This window comes from Paucibacter sp. Y2R2-4 (genome assembly GCF_025717535.1).
GTDB lineage: Bacteria > Pseudomonadota > Gammaproteobacteria > Burkholderiales > Burkholderiaceae_C > Paucibacter_A.
Genome location: NZ_JAJIRO010000004.1, coordinates 676,614 through 703,330, shown reverse-complemented (window position 1 = coordinate 703,330; position 26,717 = coordinate 676,614). Strand labels below are relative to the sequence as shown.

Sequence of the window (26,717 nt, the reverse complement as noted above, 5' to 3'; positions counted from 1 at the left end):
GCGGTCATGTCGAACAACACAGCCGCACCGAAGGCGGCTCAAAAATCAGAGGGCGTCTGGGCTGCGTCCTGGCGCCGCCTGCGCACCGACAAGGTGGGCATGGTGTCCATGGTCATCGTCGGCTTCTTCTTGCTGATGGTGATCGCCTCCAGCACCGGCCTGATCGCCAAGAACTGGCAGAAGGAAGTTGGCGTGCCGAATGCGCCGCCCACCTTCATCGGCCCGGCGCCTGCCGAAGCCACCGGCGCCATCGTCACGCCCAAGGGCCCGAATGTGGACCTGAGCGATATCGACCCCTTGGCCCCGAAGTACAAGGAATGGGAAGAGCGCGCCAAGCAGTACAAGACCGAGACCCTGGTCAAGGCCGAAACGCTGCCGCTGGGCGGCGACCGCCTGGGCCGCGATGTGATGTCCAAGGCCATCAAGGGCGCCGAGGTTTCGATCTTGGTGGGCGTCTTGGCGGCTGTGGTGGCCACCATCATCGGCACCGTGCTGGGCGCCCTGTCGGGCTTCTTCGGGGGCCGCGTTGGCGACTTCCTGGAGTGGCTCTACAACGTCTTCACTGCCATCCCCAGCATCTTGCTGATCTTCGCTTTCGCGGTGATCTTCGGCCGCGGCGTGATGTCGGTGGTGATGATTCTGGGCCTGGCCGGCTGGCCCGGCATCTACCGCCTGATTCGCGCGGAGTTCATGAAGCACTCGGTGCGTGAATACGTGCGTTCGGCCGAGGCGATTGGTGCTTCCAAGTACTCGCGCATGTTCAAGCACATCCTGCCCAACGTCTCGCACGTGGCCCTGGTGCAGCTGAGCCTGCATGTAGTGAGCTTCATCAAGAGCGAAGTGATCTTGTCCTATCTGGGCTTGGGCGTCGGTGTGGACCAGGTCTCCTGGGGCACGATGCTGAGCGAATCGCAAAGCGAGTTGATCCTGGGCTACTGGTGGCAGCTGGCCGCCGTGACGGGCTTGATGGCCATCTTCGTGACGGCGTTCGCGCTGTTCACCGATGCCTTGCGCGATGCGCTGGACCCCAAACTGCGCGGCCTGGAGTGATGACCCACCCCCTACGCGCTGCGCGCGCCCCCTCAAGGGGGCAAGCCCGACAGACCGGCAAAGCCGGATCTGCGGGCTTCGCTTGGCTTCAGTGCTTCAGCGCCACGCGGGCGCTGTAAAGCGAGACGGAGAGATTTAGTATGTTGTTATCCATTCAAGACCTCAAGGTCGCCTTCCGCATGGGCAAGGTGGACGGCCAGATGCAGCGCGCATTGGCCGTCAAGGGCATCAGCTTTGACATCCCCGAGAATTCGACCGTGGCCCTGGTGGGCGAGTCGGGTTCGGGCAAGTCGGTGACGGCCATGTCCATCTTGAACCTGCTGCCCGACAACGCCGAGCGCGAGGGCAAGATCCTGTTCCAAGGGCAGGACCTGCGCCAGTGCTCGCTGCGCGAGTTGCAAGCCATCCGTGGCCGCGACATCGCCTGCGTGTTCCAGGATCCTATGACTTCGCTGAACCCGGTGTTCACCGTGGCCGACCAGATCATGGAGCCGCTGATCAAGCACATGGGAATGAGCAAGAAGCAGGCCCTGGTGCGGGCCGAAGAGCTGCTCAATGAGGTCGGCATCCCCGAGCCCAAGCGCCGCCTGAAGGCCTATCCGCACGAGATGTCGGGTGGCCAGCAGCAGCGCGTGATGATTGCCGTGGCCCTGGCTTGCTCGCCCAAGCTTTTGATCGCCGACGAGCCGACCACCGCCCTGGACGTAACCATCCAGCGCCAGGTGATGGAACTGATGGCCAAGCTGAAGGAAACGCACAAGATGAGCTTGTTGTTCATCTCGCACGACCTCGGCGTGGTGGGCGAAATCTCCGATCAGGTGGTGGTGATGCGCCACGGTCAGATCCGCGAGAAGGCCCCGGTGGCCCAGATCTTCAGCAATCCGCAAGACAGCTACACCAAGGCCTTGCTGGCCTGCCGCCCTTCGCTGACCGAGAACCCGGCCCGCCTGATGGTGATCGACGACCACATCGCCGGCCGCAGCATCAGCGAAGGCGTGGGCAAGGCCAAGGACCCGAATGCGCCAGTGATCCTGGAAGCGCGCGGTCTGAAGAAGAGCTTCTTCTTCAAGGCCGGCCTGTTCGGCAAGAAGGAGTTCAAGGCCGTCAAGGAAGTCAGCTTCAAGCTGCGCAAGGGTTACACCCTGGGCGTGGTGGGCGAGTCCGGCTCCGGCAAGACCACCATGGGCCTGACGCTTTTGCGTCTGCATGAGCCGACCGGCGGCGAGGTCTTGTTTGAAGGCAAAGACCTGCTGAAGATGAGCGGCAATGACTGGCAAAAGATGCGCCGCCGCATCCAGGTGGTGTTCCAAAACCCCTATGCCTCGCTGAACCCGCGCTTCACCATTGGCCAAACCTTGGTCGAGCCGATGGAAATCCACAAGATCGGTGCCAGCCACGAAGAGCGTCTGGCTCGCGCCAGCGCCCTGCTGAAGAAGGTGGGCCTGGACGACACGGTCTTGAACAAGTACCCGCACGAGTTCTCAGGCGGCCAGCGTCAGCGCATTGCGATTGCACGCTGCCTGACGCTGAACCCCGAGGTCTTGGTGCTGGACGAAGCGGTGTCGGCGCTGGACGTGTCCGTGCAGGCCCAGGTGCTCAATTTGCTGAAAGACCTGCAGGACGAGTTCGGCCTGAGCTATGTCTTCATCAGCCATGACTTGGCGGTGGTGAAGTTCATCTCCGACGAAGTGCTGGTGATGCAGAACGGCGATGTGGTCGAGCAAAACGAGACCCAGGCCTTGCTCGATGCGCCGAAGCAGGAATACACCCGCAAGCTCTTGGGCGCGGTGCCACGCGGCTACCAAGGCGGCGAGGTCGCAGCGGCAGCAGCAGCCTAAAAACAAACGGCTCGGTACCGAGCTTTCTAAATGGTTCTAAATGGGGTCAGGTTCAGATATCAAATGAACCTGACCCCATTTTCTTGACCCCATTTTCTTGGGCGTACCCTTCCTCCTCCTGTTCTTCGACTTGATCTGCCTACGCCCATGCGTCGTTTGAAAATGCCTGAGTCAAGATGCTTGCCCTGGTTTGCTTTGTGCAGCCTGCTTTTGCTCAGTGGGGGCGTTCAAGCCTTGGATTGCGAGCGGCTCTACCAAGAGCGCCTCAAGACCGATCTGAGTTTGGACTACCGGGCCTTTGATCAAACCGAGGGCCAGGGCTTTCGAGCGCTTGTGAGAGAGCCGGGCTGCGAGAAGCAGGCGGCGGATTTGATCGAGGCTTATATCGCCGCCAATGGAGCCAAGCAAAGCTCCCTGCGTTGGCATATCGCCCAGCTTCGGGCGACCCAAGGAGACACGGTCGCTGCGGTTCGGTATTCAAAAACCGTACTCAGTGACAAAGACGATCGCAAGCCAGGATCACTGCGCTGGAACGACTATGTTCGCGCGACCATTGCCTTTCTAGAGAAAGACCGAGTCGCCCTGCAAAGCCATCGTGATGCCGTGGCGGCCGGCAAGGACGAGCATTTTGGCAATGCACTGAATCTCAAGTTGCTCGACAGCCTGCTGCGGCATTTCGATCGTGATTACGCTTTTGCGAGTCTTCAGATCGAATGAACTCGGAACATGAACCTGACCCCATTTTCTCTACAGCTGTCGGGTGTCTGTCGGGCTTTTGTCGGGTGGGTGTCGTGGTGTTTTCCTAACCGCCACTGCTAATCTCGCCACATGATCTGGGTGCACTGTTCACCAAGCAACTCCATGATTCTTAAGCAATTACGCATTAGCCGTCTTTTATCTCAAGAGCAATTGGCTCAAATGTCCGGCCTCAGCGTGCGGACCATTCAGCGAATCGAAAGCGGCCATAGTCCGAGCTTGGAATCCCTGAAGTGTTTGGCATCAGTGCTTGAAGTTGATGTCAAAAGCTTAACCCAGGAGAATTTCGAAATGGACAAACAGTCTGATAACTGGCAGCGACTACCTACCGGCCTCAAATGGCTTTTCGCCGTGAATTTTTTCAGCCTCCGCCCAACACGCAAATCTGCCTGCAAGGTGGAATTCATATCGCACCTCTTCGGTTTCGCCTTCTGCGTTCTTGGCCTTGTCAATGAGCCGGCACTGGTGGGGGGAATTATAATGCTGTCCAATGCCTATCTCTTTCGCCTCCATATTTGGCTCGGGGACAAATACGGCGTTTGGTATGAGGGTGGTGATTTGAGTATGTCAGGCAATACCCCAGGCTAAGGGGTATGAACAGAACGCGGCGCGCTGTTTCGCAGTTGGGTTCGCGTAGTTGGGGGCGGGCTCATTTATTTTCCCAGCAAAGTTTCCTTATCCTCAAAGGTTTTCTTGAGGTAAGCAATTTTCAAGATTCTGTCCCCGGTGAATGATCCCAAATAAAGTGCATCACCCATCTGTTGCGCCACCGTGGCTGCTCCCATTGGCGCCCCCTCATGTGCGAACACAATTTCCGAACGCAGATTATCCGGATGGACGCGCATGATTTTGAATGCCATGCCACAGCTTTCGCCGGCGTGCTGGATGCACGCCCAATTCTCAAGCCGACTGCCAGTCATTGAGGCGACCAGCAAGAACCCCTGTTCATCCCAGGCGAGATTGTCCGGACGTTCTAATTTGACGCTTCCCAGCAGTTTTCCACTGGCGCGATCGAGTTTGCGAACCTGATTGGCCAAGGTGACACTGAAGAATACGGTCGCTTCATCGGCGCTCAACTCGATGCCATTCAAAAATGGCCCGTGGCTGTCCGCCAATATGCGCAAATCCTTTTCATGGCTGGGCTGCCATTCGAACACATAGCCGGTATCAAAACCCAGCTGGGATTTCCACAAACTGATGTTGAAGCCGAACAGGCTGGGCGCGCTTCGGTCAAACATATGCGTGGCCACAAAGCCGCCGCTGCGCAAAAGCGCCACGCTGTTCATCGCAATCTCGGCCGGCATGGCTACACAACCGCGCCACTCTAAACCGTAGTGGGCGCCAACTTTTAAAAGTTCGAACATCTCGACGCTCATGCGCTGACCCTGATTGACCGCCGCCACCTGCCAGCGTCCATCCTGCCGCTGCTGCAGCGAAATACCTAGCGGTGAAAACTCTGGACCGGGCATTCCGGGGCAATTGCTGGCGCCCCAGATATTGCTGCTGGTGCTCTTGTTGTTGATGTCGACGCCACTCTCTGAAAGCTTTGGTGTCACCACAGTAGGAAATGCCGGCCTAATGCTCTGGGTTTGCGAGTCGAAATACACCAGGCTGCCTGAACTCTTTGGTTTACCAAAGCTGCCCACCTGGCTGATGAGTAAAGTCTTCTGGTCGGGCAGGCGCTTGATATCTTCCGGGTTCTTGAAGCCGCAAATGGCGTCAATCCCTGGAATGCTTTGACAGTTGCCGACGGGCGCACTGCTGCAAGCCGATAACAGCAGGCCGAATGGCAACGCAGCGACACATGCACGCAGCAGATGGCCTACAGCCCCTGCAATGAAGTTTTTTGTTTGGTGCATGGCTCAGGCAAGTTTGGTGAATAACAGCTCAGGGATTGCCTTGCTTCAGCGTAGCGACAAAATGATCAATAATCATTTGCTTGATTTCAGGTGCCGAGGCTTGGCTGAAAGCGTGGCCGGTGGGATAAGACTTGTGCACCGCGGAGTATCTGAAATTGTGGGATTTCAAATAGTCCATGATGTCTTGGCTCATCGCCGTGCCCGGCCAGATTTGATCATTCTCAGCCGAAATCAACAGAATTGGACCTTGGATTTTCTCAAAAGCAAACGTGGCGGCCTTGACCTTCTCGGTTTCTGACAGCGCGATTTTGAATCGCTCAATTTGCGGAATATTCGGTAAATCAGGCAAATGCAGCGCGGGAATATCTTGGTCCTGATAAGTCCAGGCCGAGCGCGATGAAGTCATGCCGCCCCAGGCGACCTTGCTGGGGGTGGTGATGACCACCGATTTGATGCGCGGGTCGAGGATGGCCAAGAGAAAACCAGCTTCCGCGCCGCGCGAGCCGCTGACCACACCGATACGCTGGCCGTCGATCTCAGGCAGGCTTTGCGCATAGTCCACGGCGCTGATGAAGTACTCCATCGGAATCTGGTCCAGCGTGGCGGGCAAGCCGGGCTCGGTCTTGAAGTAGACCAGGCCGATCACGGCAATCCCGTTGGAGGCCATCATCGCGCCGTTGGCATCGGCAAAGCCCCAACTGGGGTCCGAGCCGCCAAAGCCGATCACCGCCGGCACTTTCTCCGGCGTCTTGGGCAAATACAGGCGCGCGGCCAGATTCTTGTATTGAACCGTCTTGACCTCGAAGTCATAGCCGGCCGCCTTGCTGGGGCCGGCGAAGCAAAGCAGGCTAGCGAAAAGCCAAGAGAAAACAAACTTGTGCATGGGGAGAATGCCTTAGGTTCAGGGCCAGACGGTTCAGCCCGCTTTACGGATCAGCGCGAGGCCGGCGGGCAAGGCCAACCAAAAGCCTGAGGCGGGCATCAAGACGACGCCCAGCACGCTCAGCGCCAGCACGCCCCAACCCAGGCGGCGCAGTGGCGCGGCGATATTGCTGCGCTCCAAGGGTGTGATGGCCATGGCCAGCAAGGCGAGAACGACACCGAATAAGAAGAACCAGACCGTGGCCGCGCTCATTGGGTCTTGACCCACGGTGTTGAAAACGCCGCGCTGCACGATGCTCAAGAGGGGTAGGCGAAACACCAGCAGGGCGAACAAGGTGTGCAGCGCAGCCACGGCCATCAGCCAATGGCCGATCCAAGGGCGTGAGGCAAGGGGAGAGGGGTTCATCATCATGGTGAGAGACTTTCTAAGTCAGGAAGATTCAGCTTCGAATCCAGCGGTTGCGCGTCTGCACCCGCGCGCCGAGTGCACGCAGCGTCTGCAAGAGGCCCAAGTAGCTGCGGTCAAAGTAAGGCAGTTCCGGGGCGACGGCGTGTAGGTGGCCGACGGCGGTGCGTTGGTGGGCCGCGCCGGTGCGCGGCGGGGGTGGGTGTTGGCCAAAGTCGAAGACGGATTGGCGAAAAGGCCGTACCTGCCAGTCCAGCAGTTCTTGCAGCGCCGGCAGCAGTTCCGCCACAAAGGTGGCTGCGCTCATCTCAGGGCTCAGCAGGCCCAGCGAAACATAGGCTTGCTGCAAGGCCTCGGCGTCCACGGGCTGGCGCAGCAAAGCACACCAGGCTGCGCTGAGCTGCTGGCAGAACATCGGCCGCAAGCTGCGGGTGCAGCCAAAGTCCAGCAAGCCGAGTTGCCCGCCTGGCATGAAGAGGCTGTTGCCGGGATGCGGGTCGGCTTGCAAGCGCTGAAGTTCAAACACGCTGCGCAAAAACAGGTCGAAGAGCAGCTGACCATAGTGGTCGCGCTCGGCCTGGCTGGGCTGGGCGGCCAGCCATTCATTCAGGTGCAGGCCGTCCAGGCGCTGCATGGTCAGCATGCGTTTGCTGCATAGGGCCTCCACCGGCTGCGGCAGGCGCAGCTTGGGCTGGTCTTTCAGGCGATCGGCAAACCAGCGCAGTTGCTCGGCTTCATGCAGATAGTCCAGCTCTTCATTCAGCTTGGCGGCGATCTCTTGTATCAGCGCATCCAGCACTTCGGGCTGGGGCAAAGCCGAGCTGCTGCCGAATTTGTTCAGCAAGCCGCGCAGCAGGGCCAGATCGCTGTGGATGGAGGCCGCCATGCCGGGGTATTGCAGCTTCACGGCTACCGCTTCGCCGCTGTGAAGGGTGGCGGCATGCACCTGGCCCAAGCTGGCGGCGGCAAAGGCCTGAGGCTCGAAGCTGGCGAACAAGTCTTCCGGGCCGGCGCCCAACTCCTGGCGCATCAGCTTGATCACCAGGGCGCGGTTCAGCGGCGTGACTTGGTAATGCGCCCGCGCCAGTTCATCGCGCAGGGCCTGGGGCAGCAGGCCCAGCTCCATGCTGAGCAATTGCGAGGCCTTCAGCGCAGTGCCTTTCAGTTGGTTCAGCGCAGCAAACAGGATGCGGCCCAGCTGAGCTTGGTGCTCGGTCTGTGCCGCAGCTTCGTCGATCGGGGTCAGGTCTTGCCCCAATTGGCCGAGCTTGTGCCCCAGATGCGCCACCCCGGCCCGCGCCACGGCGGCGCCGGCGATGGCACTGCGCGCCAGCCGACCGGTGCGAGGAGGCTTGCTGCTGCTCATGCGGGGCTCAGAGTTTTGCGCTCGCTTGCGCCAGCATCAGCGGCACGATCAACTTGTGCACCGGGCCGACCACGCTCATATAGACGCGGCCGAGGATCTGGTGCTCATGCACCACGGTGCTGAGCCAGATGCGCCCCTCGGCCTTGTAGAGCGAGACCTGCACGCGTAAATGCTTGTCGTCGTCATAAAGAATCACTTCATCGGCATGCAGGTCCGACAGACTGAAGATGCCGACGCGGTCGCCAGGGCGGTAGTCTTGCCAGGCCTTGCCAGGGCGAAGCGTTTTCAGCTGACCCAGGTGCTTCAGTCCGACCCAGCGCACCACTTGGTTGCGCAAGCTCATCAAGGCGTTCATCCAGGCCGGTGTTTGCGCCGTCAAGGCCAGATAGCTTTGCAGCGCGCTGGTTTCGGGCTGGGGGTCGGCGAAGCTGTAGCTGTCGGCAAAGTCGGCGCCGGCCGTGCGTTGGGCGATGCGGCTGGCCGCAGGCAGCGCACAAGCGCTGATGGTGGACCGGGCGCTCATGGCCGGCCTCCCTGGCTCAGGCCGCGCTTGGCCAAGCTCAAGAGCTCCATCAAACCGCCGCCTTGGTTTTGCAGCAAGCGAGACAGCTGGCTGCGCAGCATGAAGCCGCCCAGATCGAGCAGCTTGTTGACGATGCCGCTTTGCAGGGCCAGCACCAGCACGCCCAGACTCAGGTCGACCAGCTGGGTGGTGTTGCCGAATTGTTCGGAGTCGTCCTTCAGCCAATAGGCGGCGATACCGTAAACATAGTCCGCCAGCAGGCCGCCCAGGCTGGGTTTGAAGGCGCAGGGTGCGATCTCGCCGGCGGCCTCGGCCTGCGTCAGCATCTCGATGAAAGCTTGGCGCAAGGGCTCCTTGCCGGGCATGTTCTGGCCGATCAGCAGCATCGGCGCACCCTGCACCATCTGGTGGGCGATGGCCACAAACTCCCGGTCGGCCAGCAGCAACTCCAGCAGACTGTCCACCAGCAATTGCAAGCGCTCTTGCAAGGCGAAGCTTTGTTGGCCTTTGGTCTTTTGCATCAAGACCAGAGCGTCGACCGCCGCTTGTTCGAAGTAGGCCAGCACCAGCTTCTCTTTGCTGGGGAAGTACTTGTAGATCGTGGCATCGCCCAGCTCAGCGGCGCGAGCGATCTGCTTCATGGTCGTGCCTTCGAAGCCCTGGGCCGTCATCAGCTCGACGGCGCAGCGCAGGATCTGGCGTCGGGTCTTCTCTTGCTGGCTTTTGCTGGTGCGCATAATGAATACTCGCTACTCTTTGACGTGCAATGTATCAGTAATTAAGGAGTGTGCATACTCATTAGACGAGGGGTGCTGACGCATCTGGGGCCGAGATCGGTGCGGCGACGGGGTGAATTGCTCGCAAACCGCAGGTTCGCAGATGCGGAGCTTTCACTACACTGCAGCCCGGCTGGTCTTAGGGCTCGGTCTGAGCACGTTAAATAAGTCGCGGGCATGGGAGAAGGCGAACTGCTTTCGGGCCGTTCGAATCAAGTCAGGTTGAAGGATGCCGATAGAAGTCGCGATGAGCACAGGCAATTCCGCAGGCAAGCAGTCGCCCTCCCGCGTGGGCGCAGCCCTGTGCGTTCAAATCTTCAGTGGGTTCTTGCTGCTGGTGCTGCAAGCCTTGTGCTTGCCCGCTGCGCAGGCCGAGCCTTCGGTGTCGGAACAGCTGGACCGCATCGAGCGCCGTGGCAATTTTCAGGCCCAAGATTCGGTGCAGGAACTGGGCGTGCTGCAAAGCCGCCTGGCACCCGGCAGCCGAGAGCAGTTGCACTTGCTGTGCCTGAAGGGCAGTTTGCTGGCCCGCCTGCGCGAAGAAGATCAGCTCAGTACGCTGCTGGCCCAGCTGGCTGACTGGCCCGATGCTGCGAGCAAGCCGCAGGCCAATTTGGTGAGCCACTTGCTGAAGGCTCGGCGCTTGGCCATGCTCGGGCAACTCGAGCCGGCGAAGAAGGAAATGGCGGGATTGGCCGCTTACACCCCACCGAGCACGCCGCTGCCGCTTTTGATCAACGCCTATCAGCTGCTGGGTCGCTTGCAATCGGACACCGGGCAGATCGAACTGGCCTTGGCCAGTTTGCACATGGCCTTGAAGCTCGCCGAGAGCAGCGGCTCCAACTGGCGCCGGGCGAATACGCAGATTGACTTGGCGGATGCCTATGTGCAAGCCATGCAATTCGAGCGAGCCGAGCAAACCGTGGCCGAAGCGTTGAAAGATGTGGAGCGCGACCCCGACCCCACCTTGCTCTATGCGGTGCACACCATGCGCGGCATTGTGTACGCCGAATTGGGCCGAATTCAGCTGGCCGGGCAAGCCAAACAAGAGGCGCTGCGGGTGGCTCGGCAATCGGAGCTGCCGGACCGCATCGCCCTGGCCTTGGCCAATTACGCAGACTTTCACCTCAAGCAAGGCAATTACCCAGAAGCCTTGAAGCATGCCGAAGAGAGCCTGCCGCTGGCGCGCAAGGAAAAAGACCTGTCCACCGAGTCGGTCGCCTTAGCCAATATGGGCTTGGCCAAAATCGCGCTCAAGCGCACGGCCGAGGGCAAACGTGATGTGCTGGCCTCCACCGAGATCGAACTCAAGCGTGGCGCGCTGAGCGGCGCTGCTCTCGGTTTCCATGAGCTGGGCACCTATTTAGAAAAGGCAGGCGACCTGGCGGGCTCCGTCGAGGCCTATCACCAGCACCGCAAATTGATCGACCAGGTCTTGCGCGAAGAGACCTTGAAGGCCGTGCTGGAGGCACAGGCCAATTACGACGATGAGCGCCGCGACAAGGAGTTGCAGCTGCTCAACCGCGATATGAGTTTGAAGAACGAGCAATTGCTGGCGCGCAATCTGCAACTCAAGCTGTGGGCGGCCTTGGCCGGCTGTGTCGTGCTGTTCGGTGTGTTGATGGTCTTGGCTTATCAGCGCATCCGCAAGACCAATGAGTCGCTGGCCCACAGCAATGCGGCTTTGCGCAAGCAGAGCGAACGCGACCCCCTGACGGGCTTGTCGAATCGGCGCCATTTCCAGGCCGCCATCAAGCGCCTCGCCGATCAGGGCAAGCTCAGCGGCACGGTGTTCTTGATCGATATTGACCATTTCAAGCGCATCAACGATGTGCATGGCCATGCGGCCGGCGATACCGTCTTGGTGGATATCGCCAAGCGTCTGCGCGCCACCTTGCGCGAAGACGATCTGGTGGTGCGCTGGGGTGGCGAGGAGTTCCTCATCGTGGTGGAAACTACCGATCCCAACTACGCCAATGTGCTGGCGCAGCGCCTGCTGGATCAGATCGGCGAGCAGCCGGTCACGCATGGGGCTTTGCATATCGCCATCACCGCCTCGATCGGCTTTGCCACCTTCCCGGTGGCGCCGCATGGCCTGGCCCTGAGCTGGGAGCGCGCCATCGATCTGGTCGACACCGTGATGTATATGGCCAAGGCCCATGGCCGCAACAAGGCTTATGGCATCGAGTCCATCGAGGCTAGCGACGAAGCGACTTTGTTGGCCTTGGCCGGTCGTATGGAAGCGGCTTGGCACGAGGGCTCGGTGCAGCTGCGGGCCTTGAGCGGACCAGTCTGCCCGGCCATCGCTTGTGAAGCGGCGGTGCCCGCATGAGGCTGCGCCTTCGATGGAATGCCTGCTGCCTGCTGGCCGCTTGCTGCTGGGTCGGGCCCTTGCCCGCAGCGGCGCAAACCGCAGCGATTGAAAGAAGCGCTGCATTGCGGCTGCCGCCCGCGCCGCCGCTGGACGCCGCTTTGGATCAAACGCTGAGCCGCTTGCAGCGCCTGGCCTTCGACCGGCCGACGCAGGCCTTGCAAGACTTGAAGCGCCTGCAGGCCGAAGCTCGCAATCGAGACTTTGATGGCCAGTTGCTGCAAGCCGAGGCGCGCATTCAACTGCGCCTGGGCCAGGGTGAGCAAACCCTGGCGATCGCGCAGCGCCTGGCCCAAGATGCGCAGCAAGCCGCCCGCGCCCATGTCTTGCGTGCCGAAGAGGCCGATTACGCCGGCCGCTCCGAAGAGGCCGCACAGCATGCGCTCAAGGCACTAGAGGCGCTGGCTCCTTGGTGCGCTGAAGATCGGCCCGCGCAGCAGGTGATTCAGCAGGGTTGTGATTTCCGCAATGCCTGGTCGGCCTTGCGCCTGCGGGAAGAAAAGCAAGGCAATGACGGCGCCTTGGCGCTGGCCGAGGCCACCGCCCGGCGCCGCCTGGACTTGGCCGAAGCGGGGCAGGATGACTTCATGCGGGCTCAAAGCCTCGGCGCGCTGGCACTCTTGAGCCAACGCCTGGAGCAGCCCGAGCAAGCCAAGCGCTGGATCACCCAGGCCTTGCAACTGGCCCAGGGCCAGCCCTTAACGCAAGCCTATGTGAAGGGGCAAGAGGCGAGCTTGGCCGCACGCCAGGGACAGATCGAGCTGCAGGTGCGCGCCCTGGACGAAGCCTTGGACTTGGCCAAAAAAGCAGATGCCCCGCATGTGGCCGCCTATATGCAGCTGAGCCTGGCCGATGCCAATCTGCGCTTGAAGCAGCCGGCCCGTGCCAAGGCTTTGGTGGAGCAGGCGCTGCCGACTTTGCTTCAATATGGTGACCGGCGGCCCGAGCGCACCGCCCGGAATAATTTGGTGCAGTCCTTGATCTTGCTGGGGCAGTTCGACGCCGCCCATCGCGAGATTGCCCAGCTGAACCAGATGGACAAAGACCAGGCCGGCAAGGCCGCCTTGATGGAAGAGTTGCGCGAGCAAGGCGAAGCCTGGGCGTCGATGGGGCGGCCCAAGGAGGCGATTGCTGACTTCCACCAAGAACGCAAGCTGAACGCGGAGCTGGTGGCGCGCAACCGCCAGAGTTCGCTGGAGCAGCTGAAAGTCAAATATGACAGCGACCGCAAGCAACGCGAATTTGATCTGCTGGTGCGCGACAAGTCCCTGGTGGAGCGGCAGTTGGCGAACCGGCAGCTGACCCAGCAGGTCGGCCTGGCCATGGCGGTCTTGCTGGGCTTGTCCCTGGTTTTGGCCGGCGTCATGGTCAACCGGGTACGGCAGGCGAACAAGAAGCTCAAGGCCAATGAGGTCTTGTTGCGCGCCCAAAGCGAACGCGACCCGCTGACCGATCTGGCCAACCGCCGCTACTTCTTGGCGGTGATGGAGCAGCAGCAAAACCCGCAGGAAGCGAGTTTTAACGGCGCGCTGCTGATGATTGACATCGACCACTTCAAGCATGTCAATGACCAGCACGGCCATGGCATTGGTGATGTGGTGATCTGCGAAGTGGCGCGGCGCCTCAGCCATGCGGTGCGGGCCGAAGACCTGGTGGTGCGCTGGGGCGGCGAAGAGTTTCTGGTGTTTGCGCCCGACGTCAGCCAAGAGCAACTCAGCGCCCTGGCCGAGCGAATTTTGCAGGGCGTGGGTGCCACGACGATTGCCACCGAAGACGGCCCTCTGCGCATCACCGTGTCGATAGGCTTTGCGCATTTCCCCTTGCCACCCTCGAACCTGACTCTGCCTTGGGAGCAAGCGGTCAACTGGGCCGATATGGCGCTCTACACCGCCAAGTCGCAGGGGCGCAACCGGGCCATGGGCATCGCCACCGTCGATGCGCGCGATACCGATGCCCTGACCCAGATCGAGGCCGACTTTGACGCCGCGTGCAGCTCCGAGCGCGTCAGCCTGACCCAGGTTTTGGGGCCTCAGGCCGCTCAGGCCTGAGCGCCTCGGCGCGGCCGGGCTGAGACAATCTGCCCATGACGAACCCGAGCCCCGCCCTGTTCCCGCGCCGCGAGCTGCTGCGCGCCGATGTGATGGCGGGCTTTGTGGTCAGCGTGCTGCTCATTCCTCAGAGCCTGGCCTATGCGATGTTGGCCGGTCTGCCGGCGCAGGTGGGCTTGTATGCCAGCCTTTTGCCGCTGTTGGCCTATGCGGCGCTGGGCTCCAGCCCGGTCTTGGCGGTGGGTCCGGTGGCGGTGCTGGCGCTGATGATCGCGCAGGCCTTGGGGCAGCTGCCGACCGGGGTCAGCCCCTCAGAGGGTGCCTTGGTGTTGGCGGCCGAGATTGGCCTGATCTTGCTGCTGGCCGCCGCCCTGCGTCTGGATGCGCTGGCTTCGCTCTTGTCCGTGCCGGTGCTGCATGGCTTTGAAACCGGCGCCACCTTGGCGATTGCGATGAGCCAGTTGCCGGTGCTGCTGGGCAGCACCGCCCGCGGTTTTGATCTGCCGACCTTGGCGCAGGAGTGGCTGCACACGCCGCAAACCTGGCAAGGTCTGACGGCGGTGTACGGCCTCCTCGGCTGCGCCCTGCTCTTGGGAGCGCGGCGCTGGTTGCGCCCGAGTTGGGCGCGCTTGATGCCGCTGGTCTTGCTGCTGGCGGCCATGCTCTTGGCCCATGGCAGTGACGCCGCTTCGCGCGGCGTGCCCTTGGTGGGTGTGTTGCCGCCTTTGGATTTGGGTTTGACCTTGCCCCGGCTCGACCCTGCGCTGTGGCTGCGCTTGCTGCCGGATGCTTTGTTGGTCGCCTTGATGGCCTATGTGTCCAGCCTGGTGGTGGCCGAGTCGCTGGGGCGGCGGCGCGTCAAGCTCGGCGATGCGCGGGTGGACCCGGCCGCTGAGTTGCGAGGTTTGGCGGCCGCCAATGTGGTGGCGGCTCTGAGTGGTGGCATGCCGGTGGCCGGCAGCTTCTCGCGCAGCGTGTTGCTGCACGACGCCGGTAGCCGCACGCGCTGGAGTGGCGCCTTCGTGGCGCTCTTCATGTTGCTGGCCATGCTTTTGCTAGCCACGCCCTTGGCCTGGTTGCCCAAGTCGGTGTTGGCGGCCACTATCTTGGTGGCGGTCTTGTCGGGCCTGAAGTTCAAGCCCTATGCGGAAGCCTGGCGTTATGCGCGGCCCGAGGCCTTGTTGATGCTGGCGGTGACGCTGATCGTCTTGTGCTGGAGCGTGGCGGCCGGCCTGGGCCTGGGCGTGTTGGGCTCGATCGCTCTGCTGCTCAAGCGCACCGCGCAGCCGCATGTGGCGTTGATCGGCCGAGTGCCCGGCACCGAGCATTACCGCAATGTGGACCGTTATGCGGTGGAGCGTTTGTCCGATGTGATGGGCTTGCGCATCGATGAAAGCCTCTTGTTCACCAATGCCCGTACCTTGGCCGATGTGGTGCAAGTGCATCTGACTCAGAACCCTGGGGTCAAGCGCGTGGTGATCATGATGTCGCCGGTCAACAGCATCGACTTCAGCGGCCTGGAGGCCTTGCGCGAGTTGCATGACAGCCTCAAGCGCCAAGGCCTGCGCCTGGATCTCTCTGAGGTGAAAGGCCCGGTGCTGGACTTGCTCAAGGCCAGCGACTGGACGCGTTGGTTCGAAGGCCAGCTCTTCCTGAGCCACCACCAGGGCATGAGCGTCGAGGACTGGGTCAGTCCCTGAGCAGCTTTTCCTCGGCCAGGGCCAGGGCCTCGGGCACCCCTGACAGCACCAGGGTGTCGCCCACCTCCAGCATCAGCTGATCATCGGCCTCCAGCACCCGGCCATTGGCGCGGCGCACCGACACCACCTTGACCGCCGCCGCATGCAGCGACAGCAGGCCCAGGGTCTGGTGCACATAAGCGCTATTGGCCGGCAGGGTGATGCTGCGCAGACGGGCATGGTGGCGTTCTTCCACGGTGTCGTCATCGGCACCATGGAAGTAGCCACGCAAAAGCCCATAACGCGCATCGCGCGCGTCTCGCGTCAGCCGGATCACCCGCCGCATCGGCACGCCCACCAGAGCCAGCGCATGGCTGGCCAGCATCAGCGAACCTTCGATGGCCTCGGGCACCACGGCAGTGGCGCCGGCTTCGCGCAGGCGTTCCAAGTCGCCGTCATCGATGGTGCGAACGATCACCGGCACCTGCGGCGCATGCTCTTGCACCAGGCGCAAGATCTTCAGCGCTGAGGCGGTGCCGGGGAAGCTGACCACCACCGCGCTGGCGCGGGCCAGGCCGGCGGCCATCAGGCTTTGCGCCCGCGCGGCGTCGCCAAACACCACGCTTTGGCCGGCTGCTGCGGCCTGGCGCACCCGATCCGGGTCCAGGTCCAGCGCCATATAGGGGATGTCTTCACCCTCCAGCAAGCGGGCCAGGTTCTGGCCGCTGCGACCGTAGCCGCAGATGATGACGTGTGCTTCGGCCTTGATGGCTTTTTTGGCGATGGTGGTCAGCTGCAGCGACTGCATCATCCAGTCGCTGCTGGAGAGCTTCATCACGATGCGGTTGCTGTACATGATCAAGAAGGGCGAGGCCAGCATCGAGATCACCATGCCGGCCAGCACCGGGCTCACATATTGCGGTGCCACCAGCTGGTGTTGCACGCCCAGGGTCAGGATCACAAAGCCGAACTCGCCGGCCTGCGCCAGATACAAACCGGTGCGCAAGGCCACGCCCGTGGGCGCTTTGAAACACCAGGCCAAGCCGGCGATCAGCCCAAACTTCACCAAGATGGGCAGCACGCTCAGCACGATCACCAGCCACCACTGGTCGAGCAGCACATGCCAGTCCAGCTTCATGCCGATGGTGATGAAGAACAGGCCCAGCAGCACATCGTGGAAGGGCCGGATGTCGGTCTCCACCTGGTGCTTGAACTCGGTTTCGGCAATCAGCATGCCGGCCACAAAAGCGCCCAGGGCCAGCGAGAGGCCGAAGTGCTCGGTCAGCCAGGCCAGACCGAGTGTCACCAAGAGCAGATTGAGCATGAAGAGCTCGTCGCTCTTGTGGCGTGCCAGCAGCGTCAACCACCAGCGCATCACCCGCTGCCCGCCGACCAGCAAAATCGTCAGCAAGATGCCGGCCTTGACGGTCGCCCAGGCCAGCGACTCGGCCATTTCGGTGGCGCCGCTGTTCAGCGCCGGGATCATCACCAAGAGCGGCACCACGGCCAAGTCTTGGAACAGCAGCACGCCGATGACGCGCTTGCCATGTTCGCTCTCCAACTCCAGGCGCTCGGCCATCAGGCGGGCGACGATGGCGGTGCTGCTCATGGCCATGGCTGCGCCCAGCACCAGCGCCCCTTTCCAATCCAGACCCCAGCTGAGGCCAAACCGCGCGAAGCCCCAGGTCAAGCCCAGTTGCAAGAGCACCGCGCCGGCGATGGTGATCACCACCTGCCAAGCCCCCAGGCCAAACACCAGGCGGCGCATGCTGTAGAGCTTGGGCAGATTGAATTCCAGCCCGATCACAAACATCAGAAAGACCACGCCGAACTCGGCGAGGTAGCGGATGCTTGCGGTGTCGGCCGAGAAGCCCAGCGCATGCGGGCCGATCAACACCCCCACCACCAGATAGCCCAACATTGGCGGCAGCTTCATCGAGCGGCAGGCCACCACGCCGAGCACGGCAGCCACCAAGTAAAGCAGGGCCAAATCCAGAGAAGAAATCATGGCCCCGATATTAAGCGGCGCCGCATGTCAGTTCAGCGCGGGGCCAGACCCAAATCGTCCAGGCGCAACAGCAATTCGCTGCGGCGCTCGCGCGCGACCTGGCGCCAGTCCAGGTCCTCCTGCGCGCCGATCAGGGCGTAAAGCAGATTCATATTGGCCGCCGGCCATTGCTGCTTGAGCCGGGCATAGAGGGCGACGGGCTCGTGCTGGCGCAGCTGCTCCAGTGTGTGAATGCCTAAAGCAGCCAGCTGGGCGCGGCTGCTCGGTCCGAGGCCGCGCATGGGCCTGAGCCCTCAGCCCATCGGCGTGCAGAGTTCCACCAGCGTGCCGTCCGGGCAGCGCACATAGGCCACCGTCTGGCCCCAGGGTTTGGTCTTGGGCGGGTTGACCGCGCTGGCGCCGGCCTGCAGCGCGCGCGCATAGGCGGCGTCCACATCGGCGGTGCTCAGACCGATCTCCATGCCCAAGGGAGCGGCGCTGCCGGCAGCGACCACATAGTCTTGGCCAACGCTGTCGTGCGCCGTGGCGTGATCCACAAAAGCCAGGGCGGTGGCGCCGGTTTCCAGCTCGCCATAGCTGCCGGACTCATGCAAAAAGCGGGTCGACAGGCCGAAGGCGGCTTCAAAGAACTTCAGCGAGGCCGCCACATCGGCGACGTAAACAATGGTGTAGGCGAACTGCATGGACAAGACTCCCTGAGCTTGGGTGTGTAGAAGGATGGACGCGCGGCCCTATCATGCCTGCCCGCTGCTGACAGTGCTTGGCAGCAGCGCCTATGCTGAGGCGCATTGGCAAAGCCTTGAAGAGCCTTGAACGAGCAAAGCACCCGATGTTGATGAGACCCCTGCCAGCGGCCGCGAGGCGCCGCGCCTTGCTGCAAGCCGGCGCAGCGCTGCTGGGCGCTGGCGCATGGCCGGTGCTGGCCGCTGACAAGACGCGTGGGGTGCCATCTTCGCCGCCTCTTTTGTCGCCGCAGGTCCTGCAGAGCCCGCTGCTCAGTTTGGCTGCTTTGCGGCGTCGGGTGCTGGCCAATGGCTTGGAGTGCTTGAGCTTGCCCACCGAGGGCAGTACGGTCAGCGTGCAGGTCTGGTACCGCGTCGGCGGCAAAGACGACCCGCCTGGGCGCTCCGGCTTTGCCCATCTGTTTGAGCACATGATGTTCAAGCGCACCCGCTATATGGCGAATGAGCAGTTCGACCGCATGACCGAGGATGTGGGCGGCAGCAACAACGCCTTCACTGCCGACGACATGACGGCTTATCACTGCGTGGTGCCGGCCAATCACCTCGAGCCGGTTTTGTGGGCCGAGGCCGAGCGCATGTCCAACTTGACCGTGGACCAGGCCAACTTCGACAGCGAACGCGAGGTGGTCAAGGAAGAGTTTCGCCAGACGGGTTTGGCCGACCCCTATGGCCCCCTGTTCAATGCCGTGCCCGGCTTGGGCTATCAGCGCCACCCTTACCGACGCCCAGTGATCGGCAGCATCGAAGACCTGGACGCCGCCACTTTGCGCGACGTCAACGATTTTCATGCCAGCTATTACCGGCCCGATAACGCGGTGCTGATCGTGGTGGGTGGCTTCGAGGCACCGGGCCTGGACGCCGCCGTGGACCGTTACTTCGGCAGCATTCGCCGCCCGAGCACGCCGATACCGCGCGAAACTGTGGCCGAGCCGCGGCGGCTGCGCGATGAAACCCACCACTTGCCTGCGCCGAATGCACCCGCGCCGGCCGCCTTGTTGATCTGGCAAGGCCCCAAGGCCGGCAGTGCCGATGCCGGCGCTTGGCAATTGGCGCAGGCCTTGCTTTCCCTGGGCGAGTCTTCGCGCCTGTCCGAGGCCTTGGTGTTCAAGAAGGCCATCGCGCAAAGCGTCGGTTTCGAGGCGCAGCTGAATGCCGAGGCTGGCCTCTTGGTGGCGCATGCGATGGCCGCGCCGGGTCGCAGTGCGGCGTCTTTGGTCCAGCCTTTGGCTCGAGAAATCCAGCGCTTGGCCGAGGAACCGATTTCGCCCGAAGTCCTCAACAAGGCCAAGACCCAGCTGTTGACCGCGGCCTTGATCAAGCGTCAAACGCCGCAAGGCCTTGGCGAAGTGCTGGGCTCGGCTGCCTTGTTGCGCGGCGAGGCTTGGGCTGCGCAAAGTGAGTTGCTCGAGCTGCAGGCCTTGACGGCGGCCGCTGTGCAGGCCGTGGTGCGGCGTGATGTGCTGGGTGGAGCGCGCGTCACGGTGCTTTATGGTGACTCGGTGAGTCCGGCGGCGGGGCGTACATGAGGCGCGACCTGCGCAAGTGTCTTTCGGTGTGGGTCCTATGCGGGCTAGGTCTGGGCGCGGCTTTCGCTCAGCAAGGCTTCGAGCGGCCACCCATGCCGGCGCCCGCCCTGGCTTTGACGATGCCGACCTTTCATCAAGCCCGGCTGCCCAATGGCATGCGTCTGGTGGTGGTGGAGCGGCGTGGTTTGCCGCTGGTGACGGCGCTTTTGAATGTGCAAGCAGGCAGCTTGATGGACCCCCCGGACAAAAGCGGCTTGGCCGAGCTGAGCCTGGGTTTGCTCAGCAAAGGCGCCCAGCTGGGCTCGCGGCGCCTGGATGCTGCCGCGCTGGCCGCAGCGGCGGAAAGCCTGGGCGGCGGTTTCGAGATCAGCACGGGGGCGCTGGGCAGCCGACTGTCTTTGACGGTGATGACGCCACAGCTGGATCAGGCATTGGGCTTGCTCGCGGCCGTCAGCCGCGCCCCCACCCTGCCCGAAGCTGAGTTGGCGCGCAGTCGCGCCCAAATGCTGGAGACGCTTCAGTTCGAACAAAGCGACCCGGCCGCCTTGGCTGAGAAATTGGCGCGTCGCCTCTTCTGGGGCGATGCTGAGCCTGGGCGGCAGAGTAGTGCAAAGACGCTTTCTCGCATCAAAAGAGCCGATGTCCAGGCTTTTTGCCGTCAATACCTGCGGCCCGAACACCTGAGCTTGGTTCTGGCCGGCGATCTGGATCTGGCTCAAGGCCGTGCGCTGGCGCTGCGCCATTTTGGGCAATGGCAGCCGAGGCCGACCGCGCTGCCGGCGATATCGGAAGCGCAGGCAAGACCTGACCCCCCGCCCGAGAAGTCCGCATCGGCCCTGCCCCGCAACTTGGTGCTGGACCTGCCGGGCAGCGGCCAAAGTACGGTGCTGGTGGTGGCACCCTTTGTCGGATTGGCTTCGCGGGCTTCTCAGCCTTCGCTCGGTTCACCTGGGCAAGACCTGACCCTGGCGCGCAGCGGGGCCTTGGCCAACGCGGTTCTGGGCCTGGGCTATTCCTCGCGCATCAATCAAGAGGTGCGCATCAAGCGCGGGCTCAGCTATGGCGCCTTCAGCAATGTCGAATCGCTGCCGGAAGGCGGCATGTTGACCTTGGGCGCGCAGACGCAGCCTGCCAAGGCCGGCGAGGTGCTGGACCTCTTGCGCGCGGAGTTGCGCAAGCTGAGTGAGGCCGAGGTCACGCCCTCCGAGCTGGCGGCGCGACAAGCGGTCTTGATTGGCGAACTCGGCCGGCAGCTGGAGAGCACGCAAGGCCTGGCCGCGGCCGTGGCCGAACAAATCGAGCGTGGCGAGGATCTGGCCGAGCTGGCCTTGCTGCCCCAACAACTGCAGGCGCTGGATGCCAGCGCGGTGAAGGCTTTTGCCTCTCGCTTTTGGGGTGCTGATTCGCTGCGCAGCATTGTCGTCACCGATCTGGCGCTTGCCGGAGCGGGTCTGCGTGAGCTGCTGCCACAGGCGTGGGTGATCCCGGCCGAGCAGCTGGATCTGGATGCGGCCAGCCTGCGCAAAACGGGCCGCAAGCCCTGAGCTGAGGCTGGGGTCAAAGGCGCTGGGGTCAGGCCTTGCTAGAATGGAACGGTCATTGGGGAGTAGCCGCCGCACAGCTTTGCGGGCCCGCGTCAACACAATTGATCCCACAGGATCATGGCGCCGGCAGCAGGAACAGTCCGATTTGGAACGGTTCTGCCTGGCAAGACCTTTGACCACGCACTCCTGCTTTGCGGCCGGCGTGTGCGTGGTCATCGGGTTCTCAAGCCGGCCGCGAAAGACTGATATGGAAGCTTTTCTCGTCTCTACCGGCCTTGTGGCGCTCGCTGAAATTGGCGATAAAACCCAGTTGCTGGCCTTTTTATTGGCCGCGCGTTTTCGCAAACCCATCCCGATTTGCCTGGGCATTTTGATTGCGACCCTGGCCAACCATGCTTTTGCCGGGGCCTTGGGCTCTTGGATCACCGGCCTGCTCAGTCCGCAGGTCTTGCGCTGGGGCTTGGGCCTGGGCTTTCTGGGCATGGCGGTTTGGACCTTGATCCCCGACAAGATCGACGACGATCTCGAGGGCAATAGCCGCCTCAAGCTGGGCGTGCTGGGCACCACGGTGCTGGCCTTCTTCCTGGCTGAAATGGGTGACAAGACGCAGATCGCTACCGTGGCCTTGGCCGCCCGGTTCAACGACTTTTTTGCGGTCGTGGCGGGCACCACCCTGGGTATGATGATCGCCAATGTGCCGGCGGTCTTGCTGGGCGATCGCATCGCTCACAAGATTCCCTTGCGCCTGGTCCATGGCGTGGCCGCGCTGATTTTTGCCCTCTTGGGGCTGGCCACTTTGGGCGGCCTGGGCGAGCGCTTTGGCCTTTGATTTGTTAAAGCGCCACTGAAGCGCCATGGAAGTGTCATAGACGCCTTGGCGCGGCTGGAAAATGCTGGTTCAATGGGCCTCTGTTTTCTCGACCCATATCGAGTTTGCTAGGGGAGCCATCAATGACACAGCGTTCTCGTGTTTTGCTCGTCGACGATGACGAGTTGACCCTGCAGATGTTGGAGGCCACGTTAGAGGGCAGCTTCGACGTAACGAGCATTACCAGTGGCACCGAGGCTCTGGCCCTGTGTGCAAAAGACCAGGCCTTTGATCTGATCGTGTTGGATGTGGACATGCCCGTGCTGGATGGGTATGAGACTTGCAAGCAATTGAAGGCCGCGCCCATCAGCGCCGACATTCCGGTGATCTTTCATTCGGCGCGCATCAGCATTGACGAGCGTTTACAGGGTTATGCCGCCGGCGGGTCGGACTACCTGCCCAAGCCTTTTGATGCCGGTGAGCTGATCGCCAAGATTGGCTTGGTGCTCGCCAACCGCGCCAAGCAGCTGGAGTTGAGCGGCCAACTGGAAGAGACCATGAACGCGGTGCTCTCCACCGCCGACATGATGGGCGAGGCCGGTGTGGTGCTGGAATTTCAGCGTCAGCTAGGCGCCTGCAGCAGTTATGCCGAAGTGGCACAGGCGATTCTTGACGCCTTGCAGCGCTACGCCTTGGAAGGTTGCGTGCGCATTCAGGGCCGCAGCGAGCTGATTGCTCGCAATGGCCGTGGCCCTTGCAGCGCGCTGGAGAACTCAATTCTTGACCACCTGATCGCGCAAAAAGGCGGTCAGCGGATTCGGCCCCTGGGCCCACATACCGGCTTTGCCTATGGCTCAGTGGTCTTGTTTGTGCGCAATTTGCGCATGGACCGCAGCAGCGAAATGGAGCGCAGCGAGTCCGAGCGCATGGGGCGCGCCATCGACAATGTGGCGATGCTGGTCGAGGGCGCCATCGTTCGGGTGGCCGCACTCGACACCGAATTGGCGACCCGCGACCTGGCCGATGTGCGCCATCTGGTCAGCATGACTCGCAATGCCTTGACCGATATCTCGGCGCGCAGCCACACCCAGCGCATGGAGGTGCAAGGCGTTTTTGAGGAGCTCTCCGAAGAGGTGGAGGCCAGCTTCATGAAGCTTGGCTTGACCGACGATCAAGAGAACTTTCTCAGCAGCATCATCAAGAAGCATGCCGCCCAGGTGATGGCCTCTCTCGACAAGAGTCAAGAGGTCGAGAAGTTTCTTGGCAAGATCATCAACAAGCTCAATCAGCAAGTCTGATCCAAGGCCTCGGCCATGTTTGCTGCCAGCGAAGAGCGTTTGGAGGCGCCCATGCCGCCGCCGCCGCAGACGCCGCGTGAGCAAAGCCTTGGAGAGCTGAAACTCCGGCTCGATCAGCTGGTGGCGCGCAGCGCCATGGTGTTCTTGGGCCTGGTCATTCTCGGTGCCCTGGCGCAGATGCTGACGCTGGCCATGCAGTCCGATCAAAACTGGCCCGAGCGGGTGTCCCGCATGGGGACCAGCGCTTGCGTCTTCATGAGTGCCCTGATCGCTCTGGCGCTTGCACGCATGGTGGGCGTTCGTGCCGCCACGGCCTTTTTCAGCATTTCGGCGATGTTGATCTTGTTCGTGGCCGCGGGGCTCTATGGTCTGGGCCTGCATTCCTCGGGCATGGCAGGTGTCTTGCTGCTGATGTCGGCCATGGGCTTGATGGTCGGCCCGCAGGCCGCCAAATGGGCGACGCTGGCGGCTGTGCTGGGCTATTTGCTGATGTGGGCCCTGGAGGCCTTTGGCTTGATTGCCGGCCTGACCGGCAATAACAGCCCACCGCTGGCCAGTTATGCGGTCGTCTATATCGCTACCGCGCTGATTCTGGGCTGGATGGCGCTGCGCTATGGCTCCTTGTTCTGGGATGTGACCGGCTCATTGGAGCGCTCGCGTCGCCTGCTGGCCGAGACCGTCAAAGCCCAGCAGGCGGCCGCCCTGGGTTTGCGCGAGAGCGAAGAGCGCCTGCGCATCTTGCTCGACAACTCGCTGACCTGCATTCAGATTCTGGAGGGCGACACCGGCGCCCTGCGCTTTGCCAATGCCCAGACCCTGGTGGCTTATGGCTGCACCCGTCTGACCGAGTTGGATGCCACGCTGATGTACCCGGGCGAGCCTTTTTCCAGCGAGCAAATGCTGCAGCGCCTGCGGCTCACTGTCGAGCGCGGCAGTGCACAGTATTTTGAGTGGCAGTCGCGTCGCGTGGATGGCAGTCCCATCTGGTGGGATATGAAGTTAGATCGCCTGCAGCTGGGCGAGGAGGTTTGCGTCGTCCTGTTCGCGCATGACATCACTGCGCGGGTGCGCGCCGAGACCGAGCTGCGCATCGGACGCGCTCGGCTTGAGGACGAGGTCGCAGCCCGCACCGCCGAGCTGGTGACCGAGAAGCAGCTGATGCAAGACATCTTGGAAGCATTGCCCATCACCTTGAGCATTCGCGATCTGCAGGGCCGCTACACCTTGGTGAACCGCAACTTTGAGACGGCCACCCAATTGCCGCGGGACAAGGTCTTGGGCACCAGCGCGCGGGAGCTGTTCGCCGCTGAGATGGCGGCCGAGATTGCCGATATCGACGCCAAGCTGATGGCGGGCACCAGCAGCCTGACCGTTGAACGCCAGCTGACCGATGCGCTCGGCGGTGAGCACGACTATCTGATCACCACCGTCCCTTTGCTCGATACCCAAAAGCGTCCGGTCGCGGTCCTGAATCTGGGGACCGAGGTGACGTCTCTGAAGCGCCTGCAGCGCGAGCTGAGCCAGGCCAAGGATGAAGCTGAGCGCTTGGCTGTGGCCAAGAGTGAGTTCTTGGCCAATATGAGCCATGAGATTCGCACGCCGCTGAATGCGGTGCTGGGATTGGCACAGTTAGGCATCAGCCGTAGCGGCGACCCTGCGGCGGCGCGTAGTGGCTTTGAGCGCATTGTTCGCTCTGGCCGCCACTTGTTGGGCGTCATCAATGACATCCTCGACTACTCCAAGGTCGAGAGCGGTAAGCTGGACATCGAGAGCCTGCCCTGCAATCTCAGCCATCTGGTCAAAGAGGTGACGGATTTGGTGTCAGAGCGGGCCGATGCCAAGAACCTGCGCCTGCGCATTGAATACAAGGCCAGCCACGACTGGGTCATGCTGGACGCCTTGCGGGCCACGCAGATTCTGGTGAACTTATTGTCCAACGCGATCAAGTTCACCGACAAAGGGCGCGTGGTGCTGAGCGTGGAGCAAGTGCAGGGGCGCTTGTTGTTCAGCGTGACGGATACCGGCGTGGGCATTGCCCCCGAGCAGCTCAAGCGTGTTTTCACCGCCTTTGAGCAGGCGGATTCGTCGACGACGCGCAAGTTCGGCGGTACCGGCTTGGGGCTGAGCATCAGCAGCCAACTCGCCGAATTGATGGGCGGCAGCATCACCGCCACCAGCGAATTGGGGTCCGGCTCGTGTTTCAAGCTGGAATTGCCTCTGGTCTTGGCCACGGTGGAGACGCGCGACCCCGCCACCACCGAGCCCATGATGCTGACGGTCGACATTGGCCCTAACCCCTTGCGTGGGCTGCGCATCTTGATCACCGATGACGTCGACATCAACCGCGAGATTTTGCAAGACATGCTCTCCCACGCGGGCGCTGAAGTGATGGCTTCGGACAGCGGCGCTCAGGCGGTGGCGCGGCTGCGCGAAGCCGGCCCTGAGGGCTTTGATCTGGTCTTGATGGACATTCAGATGCCGGACATGGATGGCTATGAAGCCACCCGCAGAATTCATCAGTTAGCGCCCAAGCTCAAGGTGATTGCGCTGACCGCTCATGCCTTGCCCGAACAGCGCCGCCGTTGCTTGGCCGCAGGCATGGTGGCGCATGTGACCAAGCCCATCGATCAGGCCGAGCTGATTCAGGTCTTGATGTCGCAAGCCGAGGGCCTGCCTCGGCGTCCGGCGAGCGTGTATGCAGCCCCGAGCACTGGGACTCAGGCGGAATCTGTGAATGAGCCCGCTGCCTCCTCCACCTCGCCCTCGGCGCTTTCGCTTTGGCCGCAAATCGATGGCACTGACTTTGAGGCTGCACTGACCCGCTGCGCAGGCCGACAAGAGCTGCTGGCCAAGTTGCTGGGTACCTTTGCCAAGCAGTACGCGCAGCACCTGACCCAGTTTGAGGAGGCGCAGGTGACCGGCTTGCCGGCTTTGTGCAGCGCTGCCCACCGCCTGCGCGGCCTGGCCGGCAATCTGGGCCTGGAGCGCCTGGCGCAAAAAGCCTCGGCGCTGGAAGTGGCGGCGGGCCCCCAAGGCGACCCCGCCGGTGTGGCGGACGCGCTCGACGCGCTGAACCGCGAGTTGGGCCCGCTGGTCAGCGAAGTGGCGGAGTGGCACCGGCGCTATAGCTTGCGGGGTGCTTGAGCCGCCTTGGCCAATTCTTGGCCTTTTGTGCGCATAACAGCGAAAAACGTCAGTTGAAGGTGCGGGAAGTCATTCCCGCACGACAAGCGATG

At 62.3% G+C, this 26,717-nt stretch carries 21 protein-coding genes and 1 riboswitch; of the genes, 12 read left to right on the top strand and 9 right to left on the bottom strand.

What is annotated here, in order from left to right:
- Positions 1-6: 6 nt before the first annotated feature.
- The 4 genes from LNV06_RS18195 (at position 7) to LNV06_RS18180 (ending at position 4,232) form a co-directional block, all read left to right on the top strand.
- Complete coding sequence (locus LNV06_RS18195; protein ID WP_263539712.1) at positions 7-1,050, top strand: ABC transporter permease; 1,044 nt, start codon at positions 7-9, stop codon at positions 1,048-1,050.
- A gap of 140 nt (positions 1,051-1,190) precedes the next feature.
- Positions 1,191-2,888, top strand: coding sequence for an ABC transporter ATP-binding protein (locus tag LNV06_RS18190; protein ID WP_263539711.1), 1,698 nt, complete (start codon positions 1,191-1,193; stop codon positions 2,886-2,888).
- 147 nt (positions 2,889-3,035) lie between these two features.
- Positions 3,036-3,605 (top strand): hypothetical protein, encoded by a 570-nt coding sequence (locus tag LNV06_RS18185; RefSeq protein ID WP_263539710.1) that lies wholly within the window; start codon positions 3,036-3,038, stop codon positions 3,603-3,605.
- Between the two features lie 144 nt (positions 3,606-3,749).
- Entirely contained in the window at positions 3,750-4,232 is a 483-nt protein-coding gene (locus tag LNV06_RS18180; RefSeq protein ID WP_263539709.1) for a helix-turn-helix domain-containing protein, read from the top strand.
- A 65-nt stretch (positions 4,233-4,297) separates the two neighbouring features.
- Here the strand turns inward: LNV06_RS18180 and LNV06_RS18175 are convergent, their stop codons facing one another.
- The 6 genes from LNV06_RS18175 to LNV06_RS18150 are packed head-to-tail and all read right to left on the bottom strand — an operon-like array spanning position 4,298 to position 9,417.
- Entirely contained in the window at positions 4,298-5,503 is a 1,206-nt protein-coding gene (locus LNV06_RS18175; RefSeq protein WP_263539708.1) for an SMP-30/gluconolactonase/LRE family protein, read from the bottom strand.
- Positions 5,504-5,531: 28 nt separating this feature from the next.
- Entirely contained in the window at positions 5,532-6,386 is an 855-nt protein-coding gene (locus LNV06_RS18170; protein WP_263539707.1) for an acyl-CoA thioester hydrolase/BAAT C-terminal domain-containing protein, read from the bottom strand.
- A gap of 33 nt (positions 6,387-6,419) precedes the next feature.
- A complete protein-coding gene (locus LNV06_RS18165) occupies positions 6,420-6,797 on the bottom strand; it encodes a DUF6463 family protein (RefSeq protein ID WP_263539706.1) in 378 nt (125 codons plus the stop codon).
- A gap of 28 nt (positions 6,798-6,825) precedes the next feature.
- Positions 6,826-8,157, bottom strand: coding sequence for an ABC1 kinase family protein (locus LNV06_RS18160; RefSeq protein WP_263539705.1), 1,332 nt, complete (start codon positions 8,155-8,157; stop codon positions 6,826-6,828).
- Positions 8,158-8,164: 7 nt separating this feature from the next.
- A complete protein-coding gene (locus LNV06_RS18155; protein WP_263539704.1) occupies positions 8,165-8,680 on the bottom strand; it encodes a DUF2867 domain-containing protein in 516 nt (171 codons plus the stop codon).
- Complete coding sequence (locus tag LNV06_RS18150) at positions 8,677-9,417, bottom strand: TetR/AcrR family transcriptional regulator (protein ID WP_263539703.1); 741 nt, start codon at positions 9,415-9,417, stop codon at positions 8,677-8,679. Before LNV06_RS18150 ends, LNV06_RS18155 begins: the two co-directional genes overlap by 4 nt.
- A gap of 286 nt (positions 9,418-9,703) precedes the next feature.
- On the opposite strand from LNV06_RS18150, the gene LNV06_RS18145 reads away from it, so the two are divergent.
- From LNV06_RS18145 to LNV06_RS18135, 3 genes are all read left to right on the top strand, one after another.
- Positions 9,704-11,788 (top strand): tetratricopeptide repeat-containing diguanylate cyclase, encoded by a 2,085-nt coding sequence (locus LNV06_RS18145; protein ID WP_263539702.1) that lies wholly within the window; start codon positions 9,704-9,706, stop codon positions 11,786-11,788.
- A gap of 104 nt (positions 11,789-11,892) precedes the next feature.
- Complete coding sequence (locus LNV06_RS18140) at positions 11,893-13,875, top strand: GGDEF domain-containing protein (RefSeq protein WP_263539701.1); 1,983 nt, start codon at positions 11,893-11,895, stop codon at positions 13,873-13,875.
- A 35-nt stretch (positions 13,876-13,910) separates the two neighbouring features.
- Positions 13,911-15,575 (top strand): SulP family inorganic anion transporter, encoded by a 1,665-nt coding sequence (locus LNV06_RS18135; protein WP_263539700.1) that lies wholly within the window; start codon positions 13,911-13,913, stop codon positions 15,573-15,575.
- On the opposite strand, the gene LNV06_RS18130 is transcribed toward LNV06_RS18135, so the two are convergent.
- The 3 genes from LNV06_RS18130 to LNV06_RS18120 are packed head-to-tail and all read right to left on the bottom strand — an operon-like array spanning position 15,565 to position 18,245.
- Entirely contained in the window at positions 15,565-17,562 is a 1,998-nt protein-coding gene (locus tag LNV06_RS18130) for a monovalent cation:proton antiporter family protein (RefSeq protein ID WP_263539699.1), read from the bottom strand. The two genes, LNV06_RS18135 and LNV06_RS18130, sit on opposite strands and share 11 nt — an antisense overlap.
- Before the next feature lie 32 nt (positions 17,563-17,594).
- Positions 17,595-17,843, bottom strand: a complete 249-nt coding sequence (locus LNV06_RS18125; RefSeq protein ID WP_263539698.1) for a TfoX/Sxy family DNA transformation protein — start codon at positions 17,841-17,843, stop codon at positions 17,595-17,597.
- Positions 17,844-17,855: 12 nt separating this feature from the next.
- On the bottom strand, positions 17,856-18,245 hold the full coding sequence (locus tag LNV06_RS18120; RefSeq protein WP_263539697.1) for a VOC family protein: 390 nt from the start codon (positions 18,243-18,245) through the stop codon (positions 17,856-17,858).
- A gap of 146 nt (positions 18,246-18,391) precedes the next feature.
- On the opposite strand from LNV06_RS18120, the gene LNV06_RS18115 reads away from it, so the two are divergent.
- The 5 genes from LNV06_RS18115 (at position 18,392) to LNV06_RS18095 (ending at position 26,625) form a co-directional block, all read left to right on the top strand.
- Complete coding sequence (locus LNV06_RS18115; RefSeq protein WP_263539696.1) at positions 18,392-19,831, top strand: M16 family metallopeptidase; 1,440 nt, start codon at positions 18,392-18,394, stop codon at positions 19,829-19,831.
- Between the two features lie 92 nt (positions 19,832-19,923).
- Positions 19,924-21,375: a M16 family metallopeptidase gene (locus LNV06_RS18110; protein ID WP_263539695.1), complete on the top strand. Its 1,452-nt coding sequence runs from the start codon at positions 19,924-19,926 to the stop codon at positions 21,373-21,375.
- Positions 21,376-21,408: 33 nt separating this feature from the next.
- Positions 21,409-21,567: riboswitch (yybP-ykoY riboswitch) on the top strand.
- Between the two features lie 55 nt (positions 21,568-21,622).
- On the top strand, positions 21,623-22,204 hold the full coding sequence (locus LNV06_RS18105) for a TMEM165/GDT1 family protein (RefSeq protein WP_263539694.1): 582 nt from the start codon (positions 21,623-21,625) through the stop codon (positions 22,202-22,204).
- Positions 22,205-22,326: 122 nt separating this feature from the next.
- Entirely contained in the window at positions 22,327-23,481 is a 1,155-nt protein-coding gene (locus tag LNV06_RS18100; RefSeq protein ID WP_263539693.1) for a response regulator, read from the top strand.
- A 15-nt stretch (positions 23,482-23,496) separates the two neighbouring features.
- On the top strand, positions 23,497-26,625 hold the full coding sequence (locus LNV06_RS18095) for an ATP-binding protein (protein ID WP_263539692.1): 3,129 nt from the start codon (positions 23,497-23,499) through the stop codon (positions 26,623-26,625).
- Positions 26,626-26,717 lie beyond the last annotated feature (92 nt).